At 63.7% G+C, this 19,128-nt stretch carries 20 protein-coding genes; 12 read left to right on the top strand and 8 right to left on the bottom strand.

The annotated features are described in order from the left end of the window. Nucleotides 1-43: 43 nt before the first annotated feature. The 9 genes from AC0L2C_RS13160 to olsB all read left to right on the top strand — a co-directional run bounded on the left by AC0L2C_RS13160 (nt 44) and on the right by olsB (nt 9,202). Nucleotides 44-376: a LapA family protein gene (locus AC0L2C_RS13160; RefSeq protein WP_027153064.1), complete on the top strand. Its 333-nt coding sequence runs from the start codon at nt 44-46 to the stop codon at nt 374-376. A gap of 134 nt (nt 377-510) precedes the next feature. Then, nucleotides 511-1,485, top strand: a complete 975-nt coding sequence (gene lhpI / locus AC0L2C_RS13155) for a bifunctional Delta(1)-pyrroline-2-carboxylate/Delta(1)-piperideine-2-carboxylate reductase (protein WP_128247352.1) — start codon at nt 511-513, stop codon at nt 1,483-1,485. 160 nt (nt 1,486-1,645) lie between these two features. Continuing rightward, nucleotides 1,646-2,131, top strand: a complete 486-nt coding sequence (locus AC0L2C_RS13150) for a DUF1772 domain-containing protein (protein ID WP_287239796.1) — start codon at nt 1,646-1,648, stop codon at nt 2,129-2,131. A gap of 89 nt (nt 2,132-2,220) precedes the next feature. Then, a complete protein-coding gene (locus AC0L2C_RS13145) occupies nt 2,221-3,258 on the top strand; it encodes an RsmD family RNA methyltransferase (RefSeq protein ID WP_023797438.1) in 1,038 nt (345 codons plus the stop codon). After that, nucleotides 3,259-4,110, top strand: a complete 852-nt coding sequence (locus AC0L2C_RS13140; RefSeq protein ID WP_023797437.1) for a TrmH family RNA methyltransferase — start codon at nt 3,259-3,261, stop codon at nt 4,108-4,110. Between the two features lie 14 nt (nt 4,111-4,124). Then, a complete protein-coding gene (gene lspA, locus AC0L2C_RS13135) occupies nt 4,125-4,625 on the top strand; it encodes a signal peptidase II (protein ID WP_031254192.1) in 501 nt (166 codons plus the stop codon). Between the two features lie 53 nt (nt 4,626-4,678). Next, entirely contained in the window at nt 4,679-5,668 is a 990-nt protein-coding gene (gene acuI / locus AC0L2C_RS13130) for an acrylyl-CoA reductase (NADPH) (RefSeq protein ID WP_128247350.1), read from the top strand. 192 nt (nt 5,669-5,860) lie between these two features. Next, entirely contained in the window at nt 5,861-8,149 is a 2,289-nt protein-coding gene (locus tag AC0L2C_RS13125) for a response regulator (protein ID WP_473523536.1), read from the top strand. 177 nt (nt 8,150-8,326) lie between these two features. After that, nucleotides 8,327-9,202 (top strand): l-ornithine N(alpha)-acyltransferase, encoded by an 876-nt coding sequence (olsB, locus tag AC0L2C_RS13120; RefSeq protein ID WP_473523568.1) that lies wholly within the window; start codon nt 8,327-8,329, stop codon nt 9,200-9,202. 93 nt (nt 9,203-9,295) lie between these two features. Here olsB and AC0L2C_RS13115 read toward each other — a convergent pair whose 3' ends face one another. Further along, nucleotides 9,296-9,928, bottom strand: coding sequence for a trimeric intracellular cation channel family protein (locus tag AC0L2C_RS13115; RefSeq protein ID WP_023797432.1), 633 nt, complete (start codon nt 9,926-9,928; stop codon nt 9,296-9,298). Nucleotides 9,929-10,047: 119 nt separating this feature from the next. After that, complete coding sequence (grpE, locus tag AC0L2C_RS13110; RefSeq protein ID WP_091595557.1) at nt 10,048-10,683, bottom strand: nucleotide exchange factor GrpE; 636 nt, start codon at nt 10,681-10,683, stop codon at nt 10,048-10,050. A gap of 239 nt (nt 10,684-10,922) precedes the next feature. On the opposite strand from grpE, the gene AC0L2C_RS13105 reads away from it, so the two are divergent. Further along, a complete protein-coding gene (locus tag AC0L2C_RS13105; RefSeq protein ID WP_473523535.1) occupies nt 10,923-11,156 on the top strand; it encodes a hypothetical protein in 234 nt (77 codons plus the stop codon). A 134-nt stretch (nt 11,157-11,290) separates the two neighbouring features. Continuing rightward, entirely contained in the window at nt 11,291-12,313 is a 1,023-nt protein-coding gene (locus tag AC0L2C_RS13100) for a fatty acid desaturase (RefSeq protein WP_473523534.1), read from the top strand. Nucleotides 12,314-12,389: 76 nt separating this feature from the next. Here AC0L2C_RS13100 and AC0L2C_RS13095 read toward each other — a convergent pair whose 3' ends face one another. The 6 genes from AC0L2C_RS13095 to cysG form a co-directional block, all read right to left on the bottom strand. Next, nucleotides 12,390-13,010, bottom strand: coding sequence for a DJ-1/PfpI family protein (locus AC0L2C_RS13095; RefSeq protein WP_473523533.1), 621 nt, complete (start codon nt 13,008-13,010; stop codon nt 12,390-12,392). A gap of 135 nt (nt 13,011-13,145) precedes the next feature. Further along, entirely contained in the window at nt 13,146-13,682 is a 537-nt protein-coding gene (locus AC0L2C_RS13090; protein ID WP_473523532.1) for a DUF934 domain-containing protein, read from the bottom strand. 166 nt (nt 13,683-13,848) lie between these two features. Next, nucleotides 13,849-14,613 (bottom strand): phosphoadenylyl-sulfate reductase, encoded by a 765-nt coding sequence (locus AC0L2C_RS13085; RefSeq protein ID WP_128173486.1) that lies wholly within the window; start codon nt 14,611-14,613, stop codon nt 13,849-13,851. Further along, nucleotides 14,588-16,258 (bottom strand): nitrite/sulfite reductase, encoded by a 1,671-nt coding sequence (locus AC0L2C_RS13080; protein ID WP_473523531.1) that lies wholly within the window; start codon nt 16,256-16,258, stop codon nt 14,588-14,590. Before AC0L2C_RS13080 ends, AC0L2C_RS13085 begins: the two co-directional genes overlap by 26 nt. 47 nt (nt 16,259-16,305) lie before the next feature. Beyond that, the gene (locus tag AC0L2C_RS13075; RefSeq protein WP_023797424.1) at nt 16,306-16,611 is read right to left on the bottom strand and encodes a DUF2849 domain-containing protein; all 306 of its coding nucleotides are present in this window, start codon (nt 16,609-16,611) and stop codon (nt 16,306-16,308) included. After that, nucleotides 16,608-18,059, bottom strand: a complete 1,452-nt coding sequence (gene cysG, locus AC0L2C_RS13070) for a siroheme synthase CysG (protein WP_473523530.1) — start codon at nt 18,057-18,059, stop codon at nt 16,608-16,610. The genes AC0L2C_RS13075 and cysG overlap by 4 nt, the downstream gene beginning before the upstream one ends. A gap of 436 nt (nt 18,060-18,495) precedes the next feature. Here cysG and AC0L2C_RS13065 point away from each other — a divergent pair, with 436 nt between their 5' ends. Then, nucleotides 18,496-18,945 (top strand): baeRF12 domain-containing protein, encoded by a 450-nt coding sequence (locus AC0L2C_RS13065; RefSeq protein WP_473523567.1) that lies wholly within the window; start codon nt 18,496-18,498, stop codon nt 18,943-18,945. The last annotated feature ends 183 nt before the right edge of the window (nt 18,946-19,128 follow it).

Below are 19,128 nucleotides of genomic sequence, written 5' to 3'. Positions count from 1 at the left end.
GAGGCCCGGCCTTTGGTAGAGCCCGCCTTCGACAGGAAATTCTATGTTCAATCGTTTCATGCTCATCGTGGTCTTCGTGCCGCTGGCCGTCATTCTGATTGCGCTGGCGGTCGCCAACCGCGATCCGGTTGCCTTCACCCTGGACCCATTCAACCCCGGCAATCCGGCGCTGACGATGACGCTGCCGCTTTTCATCTTCCTGTTCCTGGCCCTCGCCATCGGCATGATCGTCGGCAGCCTGGCGACCTGGATCAAGCAGGGCCGCTATCGCAAGCTGGCGCGCCAGCGCGGCGTCGAGGCCGAGAACTTGCGCCAGGCGGTCAGCCGGGCACCGGCCGCGCAACAAGGCCCCTCCTTGCCGAAGCCGACGGGCTGAGCCGGAACCGCCGCGCGTCCTTTTTGGGCGCGCAAAGGACGCTGTACCATTTTTGATTGCGCATGATCTTTGCAGAAAATCGCTTCTGATTTCGCGGTCATGCGTCAGGCGTATTTCTCTCGACGGAGTTTCTTATGCTGAGCATTTCGGCGGCCGAGGTCGATCAGGCGCTGACCTTTCCCGGCCTGGTCGAAACGCTGCGCGCGGCTTTTCGCGATGGCGCGGTACAGCCGGTCAGGCACCACCATACGGTCGAACGGCCCGACGGCGCGGCCTCGACCCTGCTCCTGATGCCGGCCTGGACCGACTTCAATGCCGCCGGCTCGTCGGCAGGCGGCCATATCGGCGTCAAGATCGTCACCGTGTCGCCCGACAACAACGCCGTGGGCAAACCCGCTGTGATGGGGCTTTACCTCCTGCTCGACGGTGCGACCGGCGAGCCTGAAGCCATGATCGACGGCCAGCGGCTGACGCAGTGGCGCACGGCCTGCGCCTCGGCGCTGGCAGCCTCCTATCTGGCCCGCGAGGACGCTTCGCGGCTGCTGGTGGTCGGCGCCGGCGCGCTGTCGCCGTTCCTCGCCAGGGCGCATTGCGCGGTGCGGCCGATCACCGTCATCCGCATCTGGAACCGCACGCCCGCCAATGCAGAAAAGGTTGCGGCGGAATTGCGCGCCGAGGGCTTTGCGGCCACCGCCGCGAGCGATCTCGACGCCGAACTCGGCCAGGCCGACATCGTTTCGTCGGCGACGATCACGACCACGCCGCTGATCAAGGGCGCGCTGTTGAAGCCGGGGACCCATGTCGATCTGGTCGGCGGCTTCACGCCGGCCATGCGCGAAAGCGACGACGATGCGATTGCGCGCGCCCGCGTCTACGTCGACACCCGGGCCGGCGCCACCAAGGAGGCGGGCGACATCGTCCAGCCACTGGCCTCGGGCGTGCTGGAGGCGCAAGCCATCGTCGCCGACCTGCATGAATTGGCACGCGACCAGAAGAAGGGCCGGCAGAGCCCCGGTGAGATCACGCTGTTCAAATCGGTCGGCGCAGCCCTCGAAGACCTCGCCGCCGGCATTGCGGTGTACAAGGCGATGGGGAAGTTAGGGGAGTAGGGGGAGTCGTACCATTGGATCGGCTTCGTGCAAGCCATCTTTCCCTATTCACTTACTGCTTTATGCCCTACTCCCCTACTCCCCTACTCCGCTACTCCCCTACTCCCTTACTCCCTTCCGACGGGGAACGTCTCCGGCGTCACCCCGTTGTTCGGGCGTTATGGAGATACGCGGGTTCCTGTTGTTCTGGTCCATCTTGGCCGCCGTTGTCGCGGCGCTCAGCCTTGGACCATCCTTCGCCCATGTCCTGGAATCGGCTCCTCGGCTGACGAAGTGGTCGCCTTCTCTCTGGCGCGAGGCCACTGTCTTCAACGCCCAGTTCCAGCTGTTTGCCGTCATTGGCGCGCCACTGGACCTGGCCGCGATCGGCTGTCCGGGACTGCTCGCTTGGATGCTGCGCAATGACCGACCGGCGTTCTGGTACGCGTTGGCCGCTGCCGTACTCAATGCGGTGTCTCTTGCGATGTGGTTTGCTCTCGTCAAGCCGGCGAACGATATTCTGGCCACCTGGGTGCCTGGGCCGATTCCGGAGAATTTCGAAGCGATCCGGCTGCGTTGGGAAACCGGCCATATGATCGTCGCCGGCTTCAAGGCCGTCGGCTTCGTATCGCTGGTTGCCGCCCTGCTCTTCATCAAGCGCGGCTGACCGTTTCGCGAATGTCCAGCGACTGCGTTTATTGCGCCGGTGAATGTGCTGTGGCAGAAGCGGGCCACGTCGCCCAGGAGATGCTCTTCTTGAAACCTTTTCGCGACAAACGCCGCGACAGCCGCTCGCATCAGCTCGCAAAGGGCGGGGCGGAACCGCGCGGAAGCGGCACAGCATCGCACCGCACCGAGCCGATAGCCGCGCCGCGCGTCCTTTCCCGCCGCGACGGCGCCCTGCCCGCCGAACACCTGCCGCTGATCCTCGAAGTCGCGCCCAACGCCGACTACGCGTTGCTCGACAGCGGTGCCGGACAGAAGCTCGAGCAGTACGGCCCCTATCGCATCGTTCGGCCTGAAGGCCAGGCGATCTGGCAAAAAGCGTTGCCGACCAAGGACTGGGACCGCGCCGACGCCATTTTCACCGGCGACACCGACGAGGAAGGCATCGGCCGCTGGCGTTTCCCCAGGACGCCGCTCGGCGAAACCTGGCCAATGAAGCATGACGGCATCGATTATCTCGGCCGCTTCACCTCGTTTCGCCATGTCGGCGTGTTCCCCGAGCAGGCCTCGCACTGGGATCACATGGCCGGGCTGATCGCGGCGGCAAAGCGGCCGGTCAAAGTGCTGAATCTGTTCGGCTATACCGGCCTTGCCTCGCTGGTGGCGGCGCGCGCCGGCGCCGAGGTCACCCATGTCGATGCTTCCAAGAAGGCGATCGGCTGGGCCAGGGAGAACCAGGAGATGGCGGGCCTGTCGCAAAAGCCGATCCGTTGGATCGTCGACGACGCCCTAAAATTCGCCGAGCGCGAGGAGCGCCGTGGCAGCCGTTACGACATCGTCCTGTTCGATCCGCCCGCCTATGGCCGTGGCCCTAGGGGCGAGGTCTGGCAATTGTTCGAGGATCTGCCTGCTCTGACCGACCTCTGCCGCTCGGTCCTGACGCCGAAGCCGCTCGCTGTCGTGCTGACCGCCTATTCGATCCGCGCTTCCTTCTTCGCCATCCATGCCTTGATGCGCGACACTTTTGCCGGCATGGGCGGCACGGTCGAATCCGGCGAACTGATTATCCGCGAGAAATCCGCCGGCCGGGCGCTGTCCACCTCGCTGTTTTCGCGCTGGGTGGCCTGAATGAGCGAGCGGCACGCCGGCGCGCCAGGGCAGGTGAAGGAAGTCACCAGCCTTGCCAATCCGTTGATCAAGGACATCAAGGCGCTCTCGCTGAAGAAATACCGCGACCAGCAGAACGCATTCATGGCCGAGGGGCTGAAGCTGGTCATCGACGCGCTCGACCTCGGGTGGTCGATCCGGACGCTGGTCTTCGCCAAAGCCGGACGCGGCAACGCGGCGGTCGAAAAGGTCGCGGCACGCACGGTTGCCGCCGGCGGCACCGTGCTCGAAGTTTCGGAAAAAGTGCTCGTCGCCATCACCCGCCGCGACAACCCGCAAATGGTGGTCGGCGTCTTTTCGCAAAAGTTCCTGCCGCTGAAGGACATCCGCGCTCAAGACGGCGATGTCTGGGTGGCGCTGGACCGCGTGCGCGATCCCGGCAATCTCGGTACCGTCATCCGCACCGTCGATGCCGTTGGCGCCAAGGGCATCATCCTGGTCGGCGAGACCACCGATCCTTTTTCCGTCGAGACCGTGCGCGCCACGATGGGTTCGATCTTCGCCGTGCCGGTCGCCAAGGCGACGCCGGAAGCCTTCCTTGCGTGGCGAAAAAGCTTTCCTGGCCTAGTTGCCGGCACACATCTGAAGGGTGCGGTCGATTACCGTTCGGTCGACTTTTCCAAAGGCCCGGTGCTGCTGATGATGGGCAACGAACAGCAGGGCCTGCCCGAAAGCCTGGCCGAAAGCTGCGACAGATTGCTGCGGATTCCACAGTCCGGTCGGGCCGATTCGCTCAATCTCGCGGTGGCCACCGGCATCATGCTGTTCGAGATCCGGCGCGGCGCGCTGAAACTTGCCCCGGAGGGCGCCTGACCGTGACATCCCGAATGGTGAAATCCCCAACGGCAAAATCCTGGTTGCCCTACGTCGTGCTGGTCGCCGCCGCGGTGACGCTCGACCAGTGGGTGAAATATCTGGTCGAGACCGGCCTCCCTTTTCAGGAAAAGGTCGATCTTGTCCCGTTCCTGGCATTGTATCGCACCTACAACACCGGCATCGCCTTCTCGATGTTTTCGTCCTTCGGTGACACCGGCCTGGTGGTCATCGCCGCTTTCGTCGTCGCTTTCGTGCTCTATCTCGCGGCCCGAACTCCGCCCGGCCACGTGCTTACCCGCATCGGCTTTGCGCTGATCGTCGGCGGCGCGCTCGGCAATCTGTTCGACCGCGTTACCTATGGTCACGTGATCGACTACATCCTGTTTCACACCCCAATATGGTCCTTCGCCATCTTCAACCTCGCCGACGCCTTCATCGCGGTCGGCGCGGTGGTGGTCGTCCTCGACGAACTCATTGGTTGGCGGCGTGAGGCCAAGCCCTCAAGCGATTGACCTGGCCTTCTGCCGCCATACAGTGTCCCATTCAAGAAGCCCGAGGAGAAGACATGCCCGAAACCTTCAAAGCCATCCTCGTTTCGCGCGACGCCGAGAAGAAGCAGTCGGTCGCGATCACCGACCTTACCGAAGCCGACCTAATGGAAGGCGACGTCACCGTCGCCGTCGAGGCGACGACGGTGAACTACAAGGACGGCCTCGCCATATCCGGCAAGGCGCCGGTGATCCGCCGCTGGCCGCTGGTGCCGGGCATTGATTTCGCCGGCACCGTGATCTCGTCCTCCCATGCCGACTGGCGCACGGGGGACAAGGTCATATTGAACGGCTGGGGCGTCGGCGAGACGCATTTTGGCGCCTATGCCGAGCGCGCCCGTGTCAGGGGCGACTGGCTGGTGCCGCTGCCCCAGGGCATGAGCCCGCATGATGCGATGGCGGTCGGCACGGCAGGTTACACAGCCATGCTTTGCGTTATCGCGCTGGAACGGCACGGCATCGTGCCGGAACGCGGCCCCGTCGTGGTGACGGGCGCGGCCGGCGGCGTCGGCTCGGTCGCGGTTTCGATTCTGTCCAGCCTCGGCTATCACGTCACCGCCTCGACCGGCCGCAGCGCTGAAAGTCCATACCTGACCGACCTGGGTGCTTCGGAAGTGATTTCGCGCGACGAGCTTGCCCAGCCGGCAAAGCCGCTCGCCAAGGAACGCTGGGCCGGCGGCGTCGACGCGGTCGGCAGTCACACCCTGGCCAACGTCCTTTCGATGACCTCCTATGGCGGCGCCGTCGCCGCCTGCGGCCTGGCCGGCGGCATGGATCTGCCGACGAGCGTCGCCCCGTTCATCCTGCGCGGCGTTTGTCTGCTCGGCATCGATTCGGTGATGGCGCCAAAAACGGTCCGCATGGAGGCGTGGCGCCGCATCGGCACGGACCTCGACCTCCAGAAGCTCGCCAAACTGTCCACGACCATTGGCTTCGATGGCATCATCGACGCCGCGCACGATATCGTCGAGGGCAAGGTCCGCGGTCGCGTGGTGGTGGACATGTGAGCTCTTCCTTCTCCGGTTTTTAATGCATGTCGAGCAAAAGTATGACCCAGGGTGTGCAGCGGTGAAGCGCCTCGCATGAGGCCGGCCAAACGCGACGCGCTTCAGGAGCGGAGAGGCAAAAACCGCGCGACCGCTAAAATTCGAACGATCCGCGGCAATTTTCCATAATCTCTGTCTGGCAAGGGTTTCCGCATGGTCACGGAATCCGGCATCAGAGAAACAGAGAGCGCCGAAAACGTCGACGGGATCGGCCCGGAGGCGCCAAGCCGGCAGCATATCGCGGCGCCGCCACTGGCGCCTGAATTGCCCGCCGCCAATCGCGAAGGCCTGCCGTTCCTGATGCTCGTCGCCATCGTCGTGCTGGCGGGCCTGTCGCATCTGACCGGCGCGCCGATCTTCATCACCGTCGGGCTTTTGGCGACTGGCATGGCAGGCCTTGCCGTGCATCTGCGTGCCAGGCGCACGGCGCGTCGCACGGTTGCGCTGCTTGGCGAGACTGCAGCGCGCAGCCGCGCCGAGGTTGAGAGCCTGGCCGACCGCGTGTGGGAGATGCAGGAGAGCGAGGAACGCTTTCGCGGGCTGATCGACGCGCTTGGCGATCTCGTCGTCCATCGCGACCGTGACGGCCACATCGTCTATGCCAACAAGGTTTTCGCCGAGCTTGTTGGAGCCGACCAGCGCGACCTTGCCGGCAAGGCCCTGGCCGACCTCGGCATCGACGTCGGCATCGTTCCCGATGCCGCTTTTTCCGATCATGAATGCCTGAGCTCCACCGACGTCGCCATTAGAACACCGAGCGGCCCGCGCTGGTTCTCATGGATCGAACTGTCCGTGCGCGACAAGGAGAGCGGTGCCGTCTCGCATCGCGCCATCGCCCGCGACATTACCGCCCGCAAGCACGCCGAAACGTCGCTGATCACCGCCCGCGAGCGAGCCGAATATGCAAGTCAGGCCAAATCGCGCTTTCTCGCCACCGTCAGCCACGAGATCCGCACGCCGATGAACGGCATCATGGGCATGGCCAAGCTGCTGGCGGACACCGGGCTCTCGCCGCAACAACGGACCTATGTCGGCGCCATCTCGACCTCGGCCAGCGCGCTGCTGGCGCTGATCGAGGACCTGCTCGACTATTCCAAGATCGAGGCCGGCCGCTTCGATCCCGAACCGCAGCCAATGTCGGTGCGCGAGATCGCCGACAACATCGTGGAACTCCTGGCGGCGCGTGCCTTCGCCAAGAACATCGGCCTTGGCTGCCATGTCGAACCCGACGTGCCGCAGATGATATCAGCCGATCCTGGAAGAGTCAGGCAGGTGCTGCTCAACCTCATCGGCAACGCCATCAAGTTCACCGACAGCGGCGGCGTGTTGGTGAGCATCGCTCGTGCCCGCACCGAAACCACCGACCGCATAGGCTTCACCGTCACCGACACCGGTCCCGGCCTGCACGAGGACGACCTGGAGCGCATCTTCGAGGAATTCGAACAGGCTGACGGCACGTCGACTCGCGCGCATGGCGGCGCCGGGCTCGGTCTTGCCATCTCCAGGCGCTTGGTGATCGCCATGGGCGGCACGATCTCGGTGTCGAGCCAGCTCGGCCAGGGTTCGGAATTCGTCTTCGAAATCCCTGCAATATCGGCCACCGAGCCGCCGCAGAGCCGTCGGGATGTGCTGTCAGGGCGGCGCGCCGTGATCCTGTCGAAGAACGCCATCGAGACCGACGCCATCGCCCGCACCATCCGCGCCAATGGCGGCAAGGTCGATCTGGCCACCACCGCCGCCCAGGCAGCGTCCTTCGCCGAAGGCTGCGACGCGCTTTTGGTCGATGCGGCCATGGAGGAAGGCGACGGCAGGTTGCTCAAGCGCCTTCGCCAGAGCGGCTTTGCCGATTGCGAGGCGATCACACTGATCGCGCCAACCGACCGCGGCATGCTGGGCGAGTTCCGCGCCAGCGGCTACGCCACCTTTCTGGCAAGGCCGGTGCGTGGCGAAACGTTGCTTCGCGTGCTTTTGACCAGCAGCGTGCCTGCCCTCACCCAGCCGCAGCCGGAAAAGCGCGGCGCACCAACCGCCCGCGCCATTGGCGGCCGGCGGCGGGGCCTGTCCGTGCTGATCGCCGAGGATAACGACATCAACGCCATGCTTGCCCGTGCCACGCTGCTAAAGGCCGGGCATCGCGTGAAACTGGTCGGCAACGGCAAGGCCGCCGTCGAGGCCATCACCGGCACCGACCACAAGTACCGCTTCGACGTGGTGCTGATGGACCTGCACATGCCTGTCATGGACGGGCTGGACGCGATCGCCGCCATCCGCCGGCACGAGGAGGAAACCGCCGTGTCGCCGGTTCCGATCATGGTGCTGTCGGCGGACAGTCAGGAAACGACCCGCCACGCAGTGCTCGCCCATGGCGCCAGCGGCTTCGTCACCAAGCCGCTCGACCCCGACGCGCTTGTCCATGCGGTCGAGGGTCACGTGGCCGCTTGATCCGCCGGCTGTCCTTGCCTGGCTTACCTGCAGAACATAGCCGGTTGAAGGGTTGACCAGCCGACGAAGTATTGCCGGCAGGGCCGTATCACGGTACTGTCACAATCCTGTTGCACCTACGCCGTATCCCCGTGCCAAGAGGGATGGCTCGAAGGAGAATCACTCGTGCATACAGTTATGCCGGAATGTGACGCTCGGCCGAACGCCAGGGGTGCTTTGCTCACCGGGCGCAACGTCGATGCTGTCATAAAAGGCGAAGCGCTTGGCCGTATCGGCAACCTCGAAGTGCGGCTCGCACGCAACGAGGCCGAGATCGCCGCCGCGCAGGAAGTGCGCTACCGGGTGTTCTATGACGAGCTCGGCGCCAGGAAAACCCTGTTTCAGGTGCAGGACCGCCGCGACGCCGACCATTTTGATCCGCTCTGTGATCATCTGCTCGTCTTCGACACCTCGCTGTCCGGTCCCGAGCATCGCCGCATTGTCGGCACCTACCGCCTGTTGCGGCAGGAGATCGCGGCAGCGGCCGGCGGCTTCTATTCCGAGGGCGAGTTTGAGCTGACCAATCTTATGGCCCGCCATCCCGGCCAGCGTTTCCTCGAGCTCGGCCGCTCCTGCGTCTTGCCGGAATACCGCTCGAAGCGCACCATCGAGGCGCTCTGGCAAGGTATCTGGGCCTATATCAACCATTATGGGATCGGCGTGATGACCGGTTGCGCCTCGTTCCCCGGCACCGTGCCGGCGGCACACGCCGAAGCGCTGACCTATCTCGCCCATCACTGCCGGACGAATTCGGCCTGGGACGTGCGCGCCGTCGCCGGCCGCTACTGTTCCATGGATTTGATGCCGATCGAGGCGGTCAACGCCAAGGCCGCGATCGCGGCGATGCCGCCGCTGGTCAAGGGCTATCTGCGCGTCGGCGCGCGCATCGGCGACGGCTGCGTCATCGACCGCGAATTCTCGACGGTCGACGTGTTCGTGGTGATGCCGGTCAAGGAGATCGGCGCCCGCTACGTCAGCTATTATGGCGGGGAAGCCCAGCGCTTCGCCGCCTGAGATTCCAATGAATAGCGAATAGGGAGTAGCGAGTAGCGGGAGTTCCGCCAATTCGCTGCGGATCGTTCTCCCTATTCGCTACTCGCCCTCATTTCACGGAATATCTTCCGGCCGCCGGCCGGGCCGGCTCTTGTAGGACGGAAAGGCCCAGCCGAACTTAAGCGCGCCGCCACGCACGCAGAAAGCGGCTATGAAGCCCACCAGGCCCGAGGCGAGCGGCGGCAGTCCGGCGAGATCGCCTGTTGTAAACAGGATGGCGCCCGCAAGGGCGGCGGTGACATAGATTTCTGGTCTCAAGAGCACCGAAGCCTCACCGGCCAGCAGGTCGCGCAAGATCCCGCCGAACGTGGCGGTGAGCACGCCGGTAACAACGGACACGACCGGCGAGCCGGTGATGGCCAGGCCCTTGGCGGCACCCATCACCGAAAACGCGGCGAGGCCGACGGCGTCGAGCCAGAGCAGTAATTTCCAGCGGGATTCGAGACGGTGCGCCCCGAAAAAGACAAGCATCGCCACCACCGCGCAGATCAGCACATAGCCAGAGTTGGTAACCCAGAAGACCGGCAGATTGAGGATGACGTCACGAAACGTGCCACCGCCGATGCCGGTGACGCTGGCCAGGAACAAAAAGCCGATGATGTCGAGTTGCTTGCGCGAAGCGGCCAGCGCACCGGTCGCCGCGAAGACGGCGACACCGGCATAGTCGAGAAGCTCGATCGGGTTCAAGGGCATAGCGGAGTAGGAGAGCGGGTGAATAGGGATGTATGAATAGCACGAAGCCGTACGATTGGTACGGCTCCTTTACCCTACTGCCCCTACTGCTCCTACTGCCCTATTCCCTTAACTTACGCATCCTTCTCAGCTTGCTCATTCACCGGCCCTGGCTCGACCGGCGCTTCGCTTGCCACATGCTTGGGACCGCCCTTGGCAACGCCGACCATGGCCGGCCGCAACACCCGCTCACCGATCGAATAGCCTGGCTGCACGACCTGGACCACCGTGTTGGCCGGCACCTCCGGATTGGGCACCTCGAACATCGCCTGATGGAAATTCGGGTCGAATTTCTCGCCTTCCGGCTCGAGCTTCTTCACTCCGTGCCGCTCGAGCGCCGATAGCATGGCGCGCTCGGTGAGCTCGACGCCCTCGATCAGTGACTTCAAACCGGCATCACCCGACGCCTTGGACTCAGCCGGGATCGCATCCAGTGCGCGGCGCAGATTGTCCGATACCGACAGCATGTCACGGGCGAAATTGGCAACCGCATAGGCGCGTGCATCGTGCACGTCACGGGCGGTACGGCGGCGCAGATTCTCCATCTCGGCTGCGACGCGGAGCGCGCGGTCCTTCAACTCGTCGTTTTCCTTCAGCAGCCGCACAAGCGCTTCATAGTCGCCGTCGGCGCTGCCTTGCGTGTGTTCGGTGGCAGCCCCGGCCGTCTCGGCCTCATCGGGCGCGCGTTCGTCTTTTGCCTGGTCGCTCATCGCCGTTTCCCGTCATTTCAAATGATGTGGATTTTGTGCCCGATATCGAGGTTTGGCGGCCAAAAATCAAGGGGCAAGCGATACTGGACGGGCCGCTCGCGCTTTTGACGACGCATCATGGAGACCTTTCGATATTAATTCAAATTTTACTGTAACCACCGGCTTTGCTTGCCAAGATGCTGCGATGGGGGAACCATTCGTCTGCTGGAAGAGTTTCGAAACCGACACAGGATTTTGAGATGGCGACCCGCAACGACGGCGACCGTAAGAATGGCGTCCCCAACGATGACGAAAGACGTGAAAGGCTGGCGGCCGGCATCAGGCGCCAGTTCGGCACCGAGGCAACGATGCACTTTCTGCGCGCGTTGCCGGCGTTCCGGACGGAGAACGACATTCCCGATCGTTTCAGGGAATTGCTTGACCGCCTGGACGGCATCGAAAGCAGCGTAGCCGCCGGTGGCAACCGGCGATAGACAACACACACGCCTGTCGCTGCGCGCCATTGGCATGCCTTTTGCCGCAGCTTGCGCGTCGCGCGACAATTACCCGCAGTAACTTTGCGTGATGCCTGGCTTGCGGCGACGAAATGGTCCGTCTATGCTTCCTGATGAACATGATTTCCCCCGAAGCTGTAGCGAACAGTAAGCGTGCCTGGTTGAAGATCCTGGCGCGCTACAAGAAACCTGACAGGCGGCGCAGCGCCGTCGAACTTGCCATCACCCTCATCCCCTTTGCCACGCTGTGGGCACTGTCCTCGGCTGCCTATGCCTATGGCCATTGGTGGGGTCTGATCCTCATCCTTCCGGCCGCCGGCTTTCTGGTGCGGATCTTCATGATCCAGCACGATTGCGGCCACGGTTCCTTCTTCGCCAACCGCACCGCCGACGACTGGATCGGCCGCGGCCTGGGCATCCTGACTTTGACGCCTTACGATTGCTGGCGACGTGCCCACGCAACCCATCATGCCAGCGCCGGCAATCTCGATGAGCGCGGCACGGGCGACATCAAGACGCTGACTGTCGCGGAATATCGGCAAATGTCCTGGCGGGGCCGCCTTGCCTATCGTCTCTATCGCCATCCGCTCGTCATGTTCGGCCTCGGCCCCATTTGGCTTTTCATCTTTGAGCAGCGACTGCCGGTCGGCATGATGCGAGGCGGCCTCACGCCCTGGGTGTCGTCAATGGCCACCAACGTGGCCATCGCGGTTGCGGCCGCCGCCCTCATCTGGTTCGTCGGCCTCGAAGCGTTCCTGGTTGTTCACTTGCCCATCGTCGTTCTCGCCGGTTCTGCCGGCATCTGGCTGTTCTATGTCCAGCACCAGTTCGAAGAGACAGAGTGGGCAAAGGACTCCGAATGGGAGTTCCAGCATGCGGCCCTGCACGGCTCGTCCTATTACGACCTGCCGCCGGTACTGAACTGGTTCACCGGCAATATCGGCGTCCATCACGTGCACCACCTCTCCGCCAAGGTGCCGTGCTATCGTCTGCAGGAGGTCCTGAGGGACTATCCCGAACTGCGCGAAATTGGCCGCGTCACGCTTCTCGACAGCCTGCGCTGCGTCAAGCTGGCGCTGTGGGATGAGAGCCGCAGCAAGCTGGTATCGTTTCGCGAAGCGCGGATGACCGCATAAAGCACATCCCAAAAACGAACGCGCGGCGCTGTAAAGCCGCCGCACCACAGGTGCGGCGGCTTTTATAACGTGTGGCTCAAGCCGCCTGGCGTTCGTCGCGCATCAGGATCTCGCCGTGGCGAATCTCGGTGCCGAGCACTTTCAGGCATTCGCGCATGAAGGCGGCCAGCCCCGGCCAGCCCTTGGCCCACACCAGATTGCCGTCGACATGGGCGCCGGTCGGCGCGACATCGATGTAGGTGCCGCCAGCGAGCGTGACTTCCGGCTCGCAATACTGCAGCGCCGCGACTTCCCTGCCACGCAGCACGCCGTCGACCGCCATCAGGATCTGCGCGCCGTGGCAAATGGTGAAGATCGGCTTGCCGGTCTCGTGGAAATGCCGCACCAGCGCCTGCACGCGCTTGTCGATGCGGATATATTCCGGCCCGCGCCCGCCTGCCGCATAGACCGCATCGTATTCGGCCGGATTGACCTCGGAAAACGTCTTGTTGAGGATGTAGTCATGGCCGAGCTTTTCCGTATAGGTCTGGTGACCCTCGAAGTCGTGCAGCGACGTCTTCAGGATATCGCCCGCCTTCTTGTCAGGACACACGACATGCACGGTGTGGCCGACCGCATGCATGGCCTGTTCAAAGACGAAAATCTCGTATTCCTCGCTGAACTCGCCAACGAGCATCAATATCTTCTTACCAGCCATTCCCGGTTCCTCCCTTGGTGGCGAATTTATTTCGGATCGCGAAATAATAGGCCGTATCTTAAGGGGCAGATGCCGAAAATAAAAGATTGAATCGGCAAAGTGGTCCGACCAGATGCGACTTGCTCGGTGGGGAGATCAACCGGTGCGCACCCGCCGCCAGGAATATTTGGGGCCTTTGGCCTCCGGCTTCACGGTCGGCTGGTAGGACAGCGGCAGACCGCCGGTGCGGCCTTCCTCGAGCCGTTTCAGCAACACTGGATTTGATACTTCGAACTCGTCGAAGCCGAGGCGCAGCATATGCGGAAGCTGGTCGACCAGAACCTGTCCGGTGGCGCGGACCGCGCCCTCGAAACGGTAGCGGCTGCGCAGCAGTTCGCCCTTGGAGAAGGAGCGGCCGTCACTGAAAGCCGGGAAGGCCAGCGCCACCAGCGATATCTGGTCGAGCAGGTCCGCGATCTTTTCGAGCTGATCGCCGGGCTGAAGCAGTACGCCGAGGCGCTCCCTCGCCGACCGGCGCACCGCCGGATCGAGGTCGAGAAACGCCTGCAGCGGCAGGATGAAGCGGCCATTGCCGGACAGCGCGTCGGCGCTCTCGGCATGGCTCCACTCGTCCTCGCTAAAACCTGTCGGGGTCCAGAGGCGGGTGGCGTTTTCCGCTGTCGATTCACTCATCGAGAAATTCCCAAGTCCACAAAATTCCAAAGTTCAAACGCTGAGGGTGTGTTGAGATTCAGGTAAGGCCGAGCCGAGAATGGTGGCTTCCGAGAACCGGAGCGGAGCGTACTTTGGGTACGTGCCGCCATTCGCAAGGCCAGCCTCACCTGAATATCGACATACCCTAAAGCGATGCGTCGGTGAGCGACTTTTCCAGCCCCGACAAATGGATGCCGCACTCGGTCTTGGCGTGCCCCACCCAGCGGCCGCTGCGTGCATCCTCGCCCGGCTGCACCGGCTGCGTGCACGGGAAGCAGCCTATCGAGAGATAGCCATAGGCGACAAGCGGATTCTCACGCAGCGCATGCGCGCGCATATAGTTGGCCTGGTCTGATGTCGTCCAATGCGCCAGCGGGTTGATGCGAATGCGCGAGCCGACCGCTTCGAACACCGGCAGGGATGCTCGCGTCGTCGCCTGAAAACGCTTGCGGCCGGTGAACCAGGCGCGGAACGGCTCGACGCCGCGCGCCAGCGGCTCGACCTTGCGAACACCGCAGCAGGCGTCGGTGTCGGTTTCGTTCAGATTACCGGCCGGATCGATCCGTTCGAGCGCCGCTTCTTCGGGCGTGATCACCCTGATATCGGTCAGCCCGAAATCGGCAACCAGCGCGTCGCGATAGCCGAGCGTCTCCTCGAAGTGCTTGCCGGTGTCGAGGAAGATGACCGGCAGCGTCCGGTCGATCTTGGCGATCATGTGCAGAAGCACTGCAGAATCCGCCCCGAACGACGAAACTGCGGCGATTTCACCGTGAAAGAATTCCCGGGCCGACCGCTCGATGATCTCCAGCGGCTTCAGATGACCATAGAGCGCATCGAGCCCCGCCGCTTCGGCGGCGATGCCGGCCTCGGCGTCGACAATACGATCAAGCGGCCTTGGCTTCGCCAGCATAGAGCGCCTCCTTGAACGGCGCGGGACCGACACGGCGGTAGGCGTCGATGAATTTTTCGTTTCTGTCGAGCCGGAGGCCGAGATAGGTCTCGACGATCTGCTCGATGGCGTCGGTGATCTCTGCCGAGCTGAAGCCGCGGCCGATGATCTCGCCGACCGAGGTGTTCTCGTCGGCCGAGCCGCCGAGCGTCACCTGGTAGAGTTCGGCGCCCTTCTTCTCGACGCCGAGGATGCCGATATGGCCGACATGGTGATGGCCGCAGGCATTGATGCAGCCGGAAATCTTCAGCTTCAGTTCGCCGATCTCGCGCTGCCGCTCTAGCGAAGCGAAACGACGCGAGATTTCCTGCGCCACCGGAATCGAGCGCGCCGTGGCCAGCGCGCAATAGTCGAGGCCCGGGCACGAGATGATGTCTGATATCAGGTTGGAATTGGCCGTCGCCAGTCCGATGTCGACCAGCGCGTCATAGACCGCCTTGAGGTCGGCCCGCGCGACATGCGGCAGGATCAGGTTCTGCTCATGGCTGACGCGCAGCTCGTCGAAAGCATATTTTTCGGCAAGGTCGGCGACCGCTTCCATCTGGCTGCCGGAGGCGTCGCCCGGCGCTTCGCCAATGGCCTTGAGCGAGATGGTCACGGCGGCATAATCGGGGTGACGGTGGGTCACCACGTTCTGGTCGAGCCACTCCGAAAAGCTCTTCGACTCGAGGCGGGCGAGCTTGACGGCCTCGTCGCCTTCCGGCCGTTCGACCAGCGCCGGTGGTGCGAAATAGGCATCGATGGTGCGGATGTCGGCTTCCGGCAGTTTTAGATCCGCATCCTTCAGCTGCTGCCATTCGGCCTCGACCTGGCGGGTGATCTCCTCGACGCCGGTCTCGTGGACGAGTATCTTGATGCGCGCCTTGTATTTGTTGTCGCGGCGGCCGTAGAGGTTGTAAACGCGCAGGATCGCCGTGCAATAGGACAGAAGGTCGGCCTCGGGCAGGAAGTCGCGGATCTTCTTGGCGATCATCGGCGTACGGCCCTGGCCGCCGCCGACATAGACGGCGAAACCGAGTTCGCCGGCAGCGTTCTTCTTCAAATGCAGGCCGATGTCATGCGTCTGGATGGCGGCGCGGTCGCGCTCCGCGCCGGTCACCGCGATCTTGAATTTTCTCGGCAGGAACGAGAATTCCGGATGCACCGACGACCATTGGCGCAGGATTTCCGCATAGGGACGCGGATCGGCCACCTCGTCGGCGGCGGCACCGGCAAAGTGGTCGGCGGTGACGTTGCGGATGCAGTTGCCGCTGGTCTGGATGGCGTGCATCTCGACACCAGCCAGATCGGCCAGGATCGCCGGAATGTCCGACAGCGCCGGCCAGTTGAACTGGATGTTCTGGCGCGTCGTGAAATGGCCGTAGCCCTTGTCGTATTTGCGGGCGATGTGGCCAAGCATGCGCAACTGCTTGCTGTTCAGCGTGCCGTAAGGCACCGCGATGCGCAGCATGTAGGCGTGCAACTGCAGGTAGACGCCATTCATCAGCCGCAGCGGCCGGAACTGATCCTCGGTGATCTCGCCGGCAAGCCGCCGCGCGACCTGATCGCTGAACTCGGCGACGCGGGCCTGGACGAAATCGTGATCGAACTCATCGTAACGGTACATGTCTGGTCTTTCCGGGCGCGTCCGCCCGTTGTCTTCAATGTGGTCGTTTACGCCGCCCGGGCGGCTACCGGGCGGGCCTGCTTGCCCAGGTCGTTGCGGTTGGTCGGGCCGGCGGCGCGGATCTTTTCGCGCAGCCGGACCGGCTCGACGACACCATTGGCGACGGTCACGTCGATCAGATTGACGTCGACCACTTCATTATTGGCAGAGGCCGTGGCGCCGATCGCCTCCAGCCGGTCTTCAGCCGCCTTGTCATAGGCGACATCGGCATTGTCGATGGTCTCGGCCCAGCCGCCATTGGCGTACCAGACGGCTTCGCCGTCGGCGAGGCGGTTTGCAGTCAGGACTTTCATCGTTCAGCTCCTTCGGCGGCTGTTTGGGCCGCGCCTTCATGCCTGTGTGCCGCCAGCGGCTCGGAACGTTCAAAATTGGCGCCGGCGACCGCATCGCCGATGATGGTCATGACCGGACCGGTAAGGTCGGCGCGAATCTCCAGCGACGGCAGGTCGGCGAGCGTGCCGTGGAAACGGCGCCGGTTGGCAAGGCTGGCATTCTCGACCACGGCGACCGCAGTATCCGGCGACAGGCCGGCCTCGATCAGCCGGCCGGCAACCTCGGCGGCGACCGAGCGGCCCATATAGACGGCGACCGTGGCGCCGGAAATGGCGAGCTTTGCCCAGTCGGGCAGCGAATTTCCCTTGAGGTCGTGGCCGGTGGTGAACACCATCGACGACGACACGCCGCGCAGCGTCAGCGGCAGCTCGAAATCGGCGGCGGCGGCGAAGGCCGCGGTGACGCCCGGAACGACCTCATAGGCGATGCCGGCATCGCGCAGCGCTGCCATTTCCTCGCCCGCCCGGCCGAACACCAGCGGATCGCCGGATTTCAGCCGCACGACGCGCTTGCCGTCGCGGCCGAGCTCGATCAAGAGCGCATTGATCTCGGCCTGGCTCTTGGTGTGGCAGCCCTTGCGTTTGCCTACCGGCAGACGCTCGGCGTCGCGACGGCCCATGGCGACGATCGCCTCCGGCACCAGCGCATCATGGACGATGACATCGGCTTCCATCAGCAGCCGGTGGGCGCGCAGCGTCAGCAGGTCTTCGGCGCCGGGACCCGCGCCAACCAGGGCAATGTGACCCGATGCCGGCGCGTTCGAAAGCAACAGGTCGACGGCGGCACCGTGCGCCTGCGAAAGCTGGCCAGCCTCCATGGCGCGGGCCGGCGCGCCGCCGAAAAACTCGCTCCAGAAGCGGCGGCGGGCATTGCCTTTCGGCAGCAATCTCTCAACAGTGCCGCGCAACGAGGCAGCAAGCGAAGCAAGCGGCCCGAGCGACGGCGACAGCATGCGGTCGATGCGGCTGCGCAGCAACTGGGCAAGCACCGGTCCGGCCCCTTCCGTGCCGATGGCAATGGCGACCGGCGCGCGGTTGACCAGCGCCGGGGTGAAGAAATCGCACAGCTCCGGCCGGTCGACGGCATTGACCGGAATGCCCAGCCGGCGCGCATCCTCGGCAACGCGGCGGTCAAGCGCCTCGTTGCCGCTGGCAGCAAACACCATCACCGCGCCTTCGAGATGCGCGGCCTCATAGGCGGCAGCGATGTGGACGGCGCCATTCGCGGCGATGAAGGCCAGCAAATCATGCTCGGGGGCATCGGCTATGATGCGCAAGACGGCTCTCGACTGGCCGATCAGCCGCGCCTTGGCCAGAGCCTCCTCGCCGCCGCCGACGATGGCCACAGCTTCGCCAGCGACCCGCATAAAGACGGGAAAGGCGTTGAGCTTGGCGGGGGCCTGCGGCATACGAGCGGAATCCTGAATACGCTGTCGGTTTTACGCGCGGGCGCGAAAAAACAGAAGGAACGCACTCGCGCATCGCTTCGTGCGAAGCAATCGCTTTTCCGCAAGCACCAGAGGCAGGAGAAAAAAATTCCACACCCACGAGTGGAGCGGATCCAAGCCGCTGTTGCGAGCCTTGATCTGCGGCCGTTCTAGCGACAAGCGAGATATATTACAAAACACTTTTTTCTAAATTCTACCAATCTAGTAGATTAAAGCCGACATGCGCTGAGCACCGTCATCCCCGTTGGTTGGCTTGCTCGCCGTGCTTGTCGTCACCGGAACATTCCTGCCTCGGCGCGCGTTTGCCTGTGCGAATCCGAGCCTGGCTGTCCAGCTGCGGCAATGGCTCCAGAGACGGGCCTGGAAAACCATGAAAAACAGAAAAAGGAGCGCTCCGGTGAACAACCTCAAGCTGAAACGCGGACTGTGGGTCGTGGTCGCCGACGGCGAGAAGGCACTGTTCCTCGAGAACCGCGGCGACACCCAATATCCCGACCTTCAGGTCGTGCAGGAGATGGAACAGGAAAATCCGGCGACTCGAGAGCAAGGTTCGGACCGCCCTGGCCGCTACAGCGATGGCCCATCCGTCCACCGCAGCGCAGTCGAGGACACTGACTGGCATCGCCTCGGCAAGGAGCGTTTCGCCGACGAAATTGCCGAGCGGCTGTACAAGCTCGCGCATCGCGGCGCCTTCAAGGAGATGGTGCTGATCGCACCGCCTCAGGTACTGGGTGACATGCGTCGAAAACTGCACAAGGAAGTTGCCGAGAAAATCACAGCGGAAATTCCCAAGACGCTGACCAACCACACCATCGTCGACATCGAAAACCTGCTGCAGGCCGCCTGATCGGGCATCAGGCGCGCAGGCCATCTCTTTTTAGCAGCAACCACTGCCAGCCCGAGGCGACCCGCCTTCTGCCACCCTTGTCGTCGATCCATGGCATTTGCGGGTTGCCGCGCGGCCATCCGGGCCGCCATATTGCAAGGCGGCTGCTTCGGGCGGTGCATATCCGACATCGTAATTTTGAAA

The organism is Mesorhizobium sp. WSM4845, assembly GCF_055811455.1.
The sequence above is the reverse complement of the archived record's forward strand: the minus strand, read 5'-3'. Positions and strand labels throughout refer to the sequence as shown.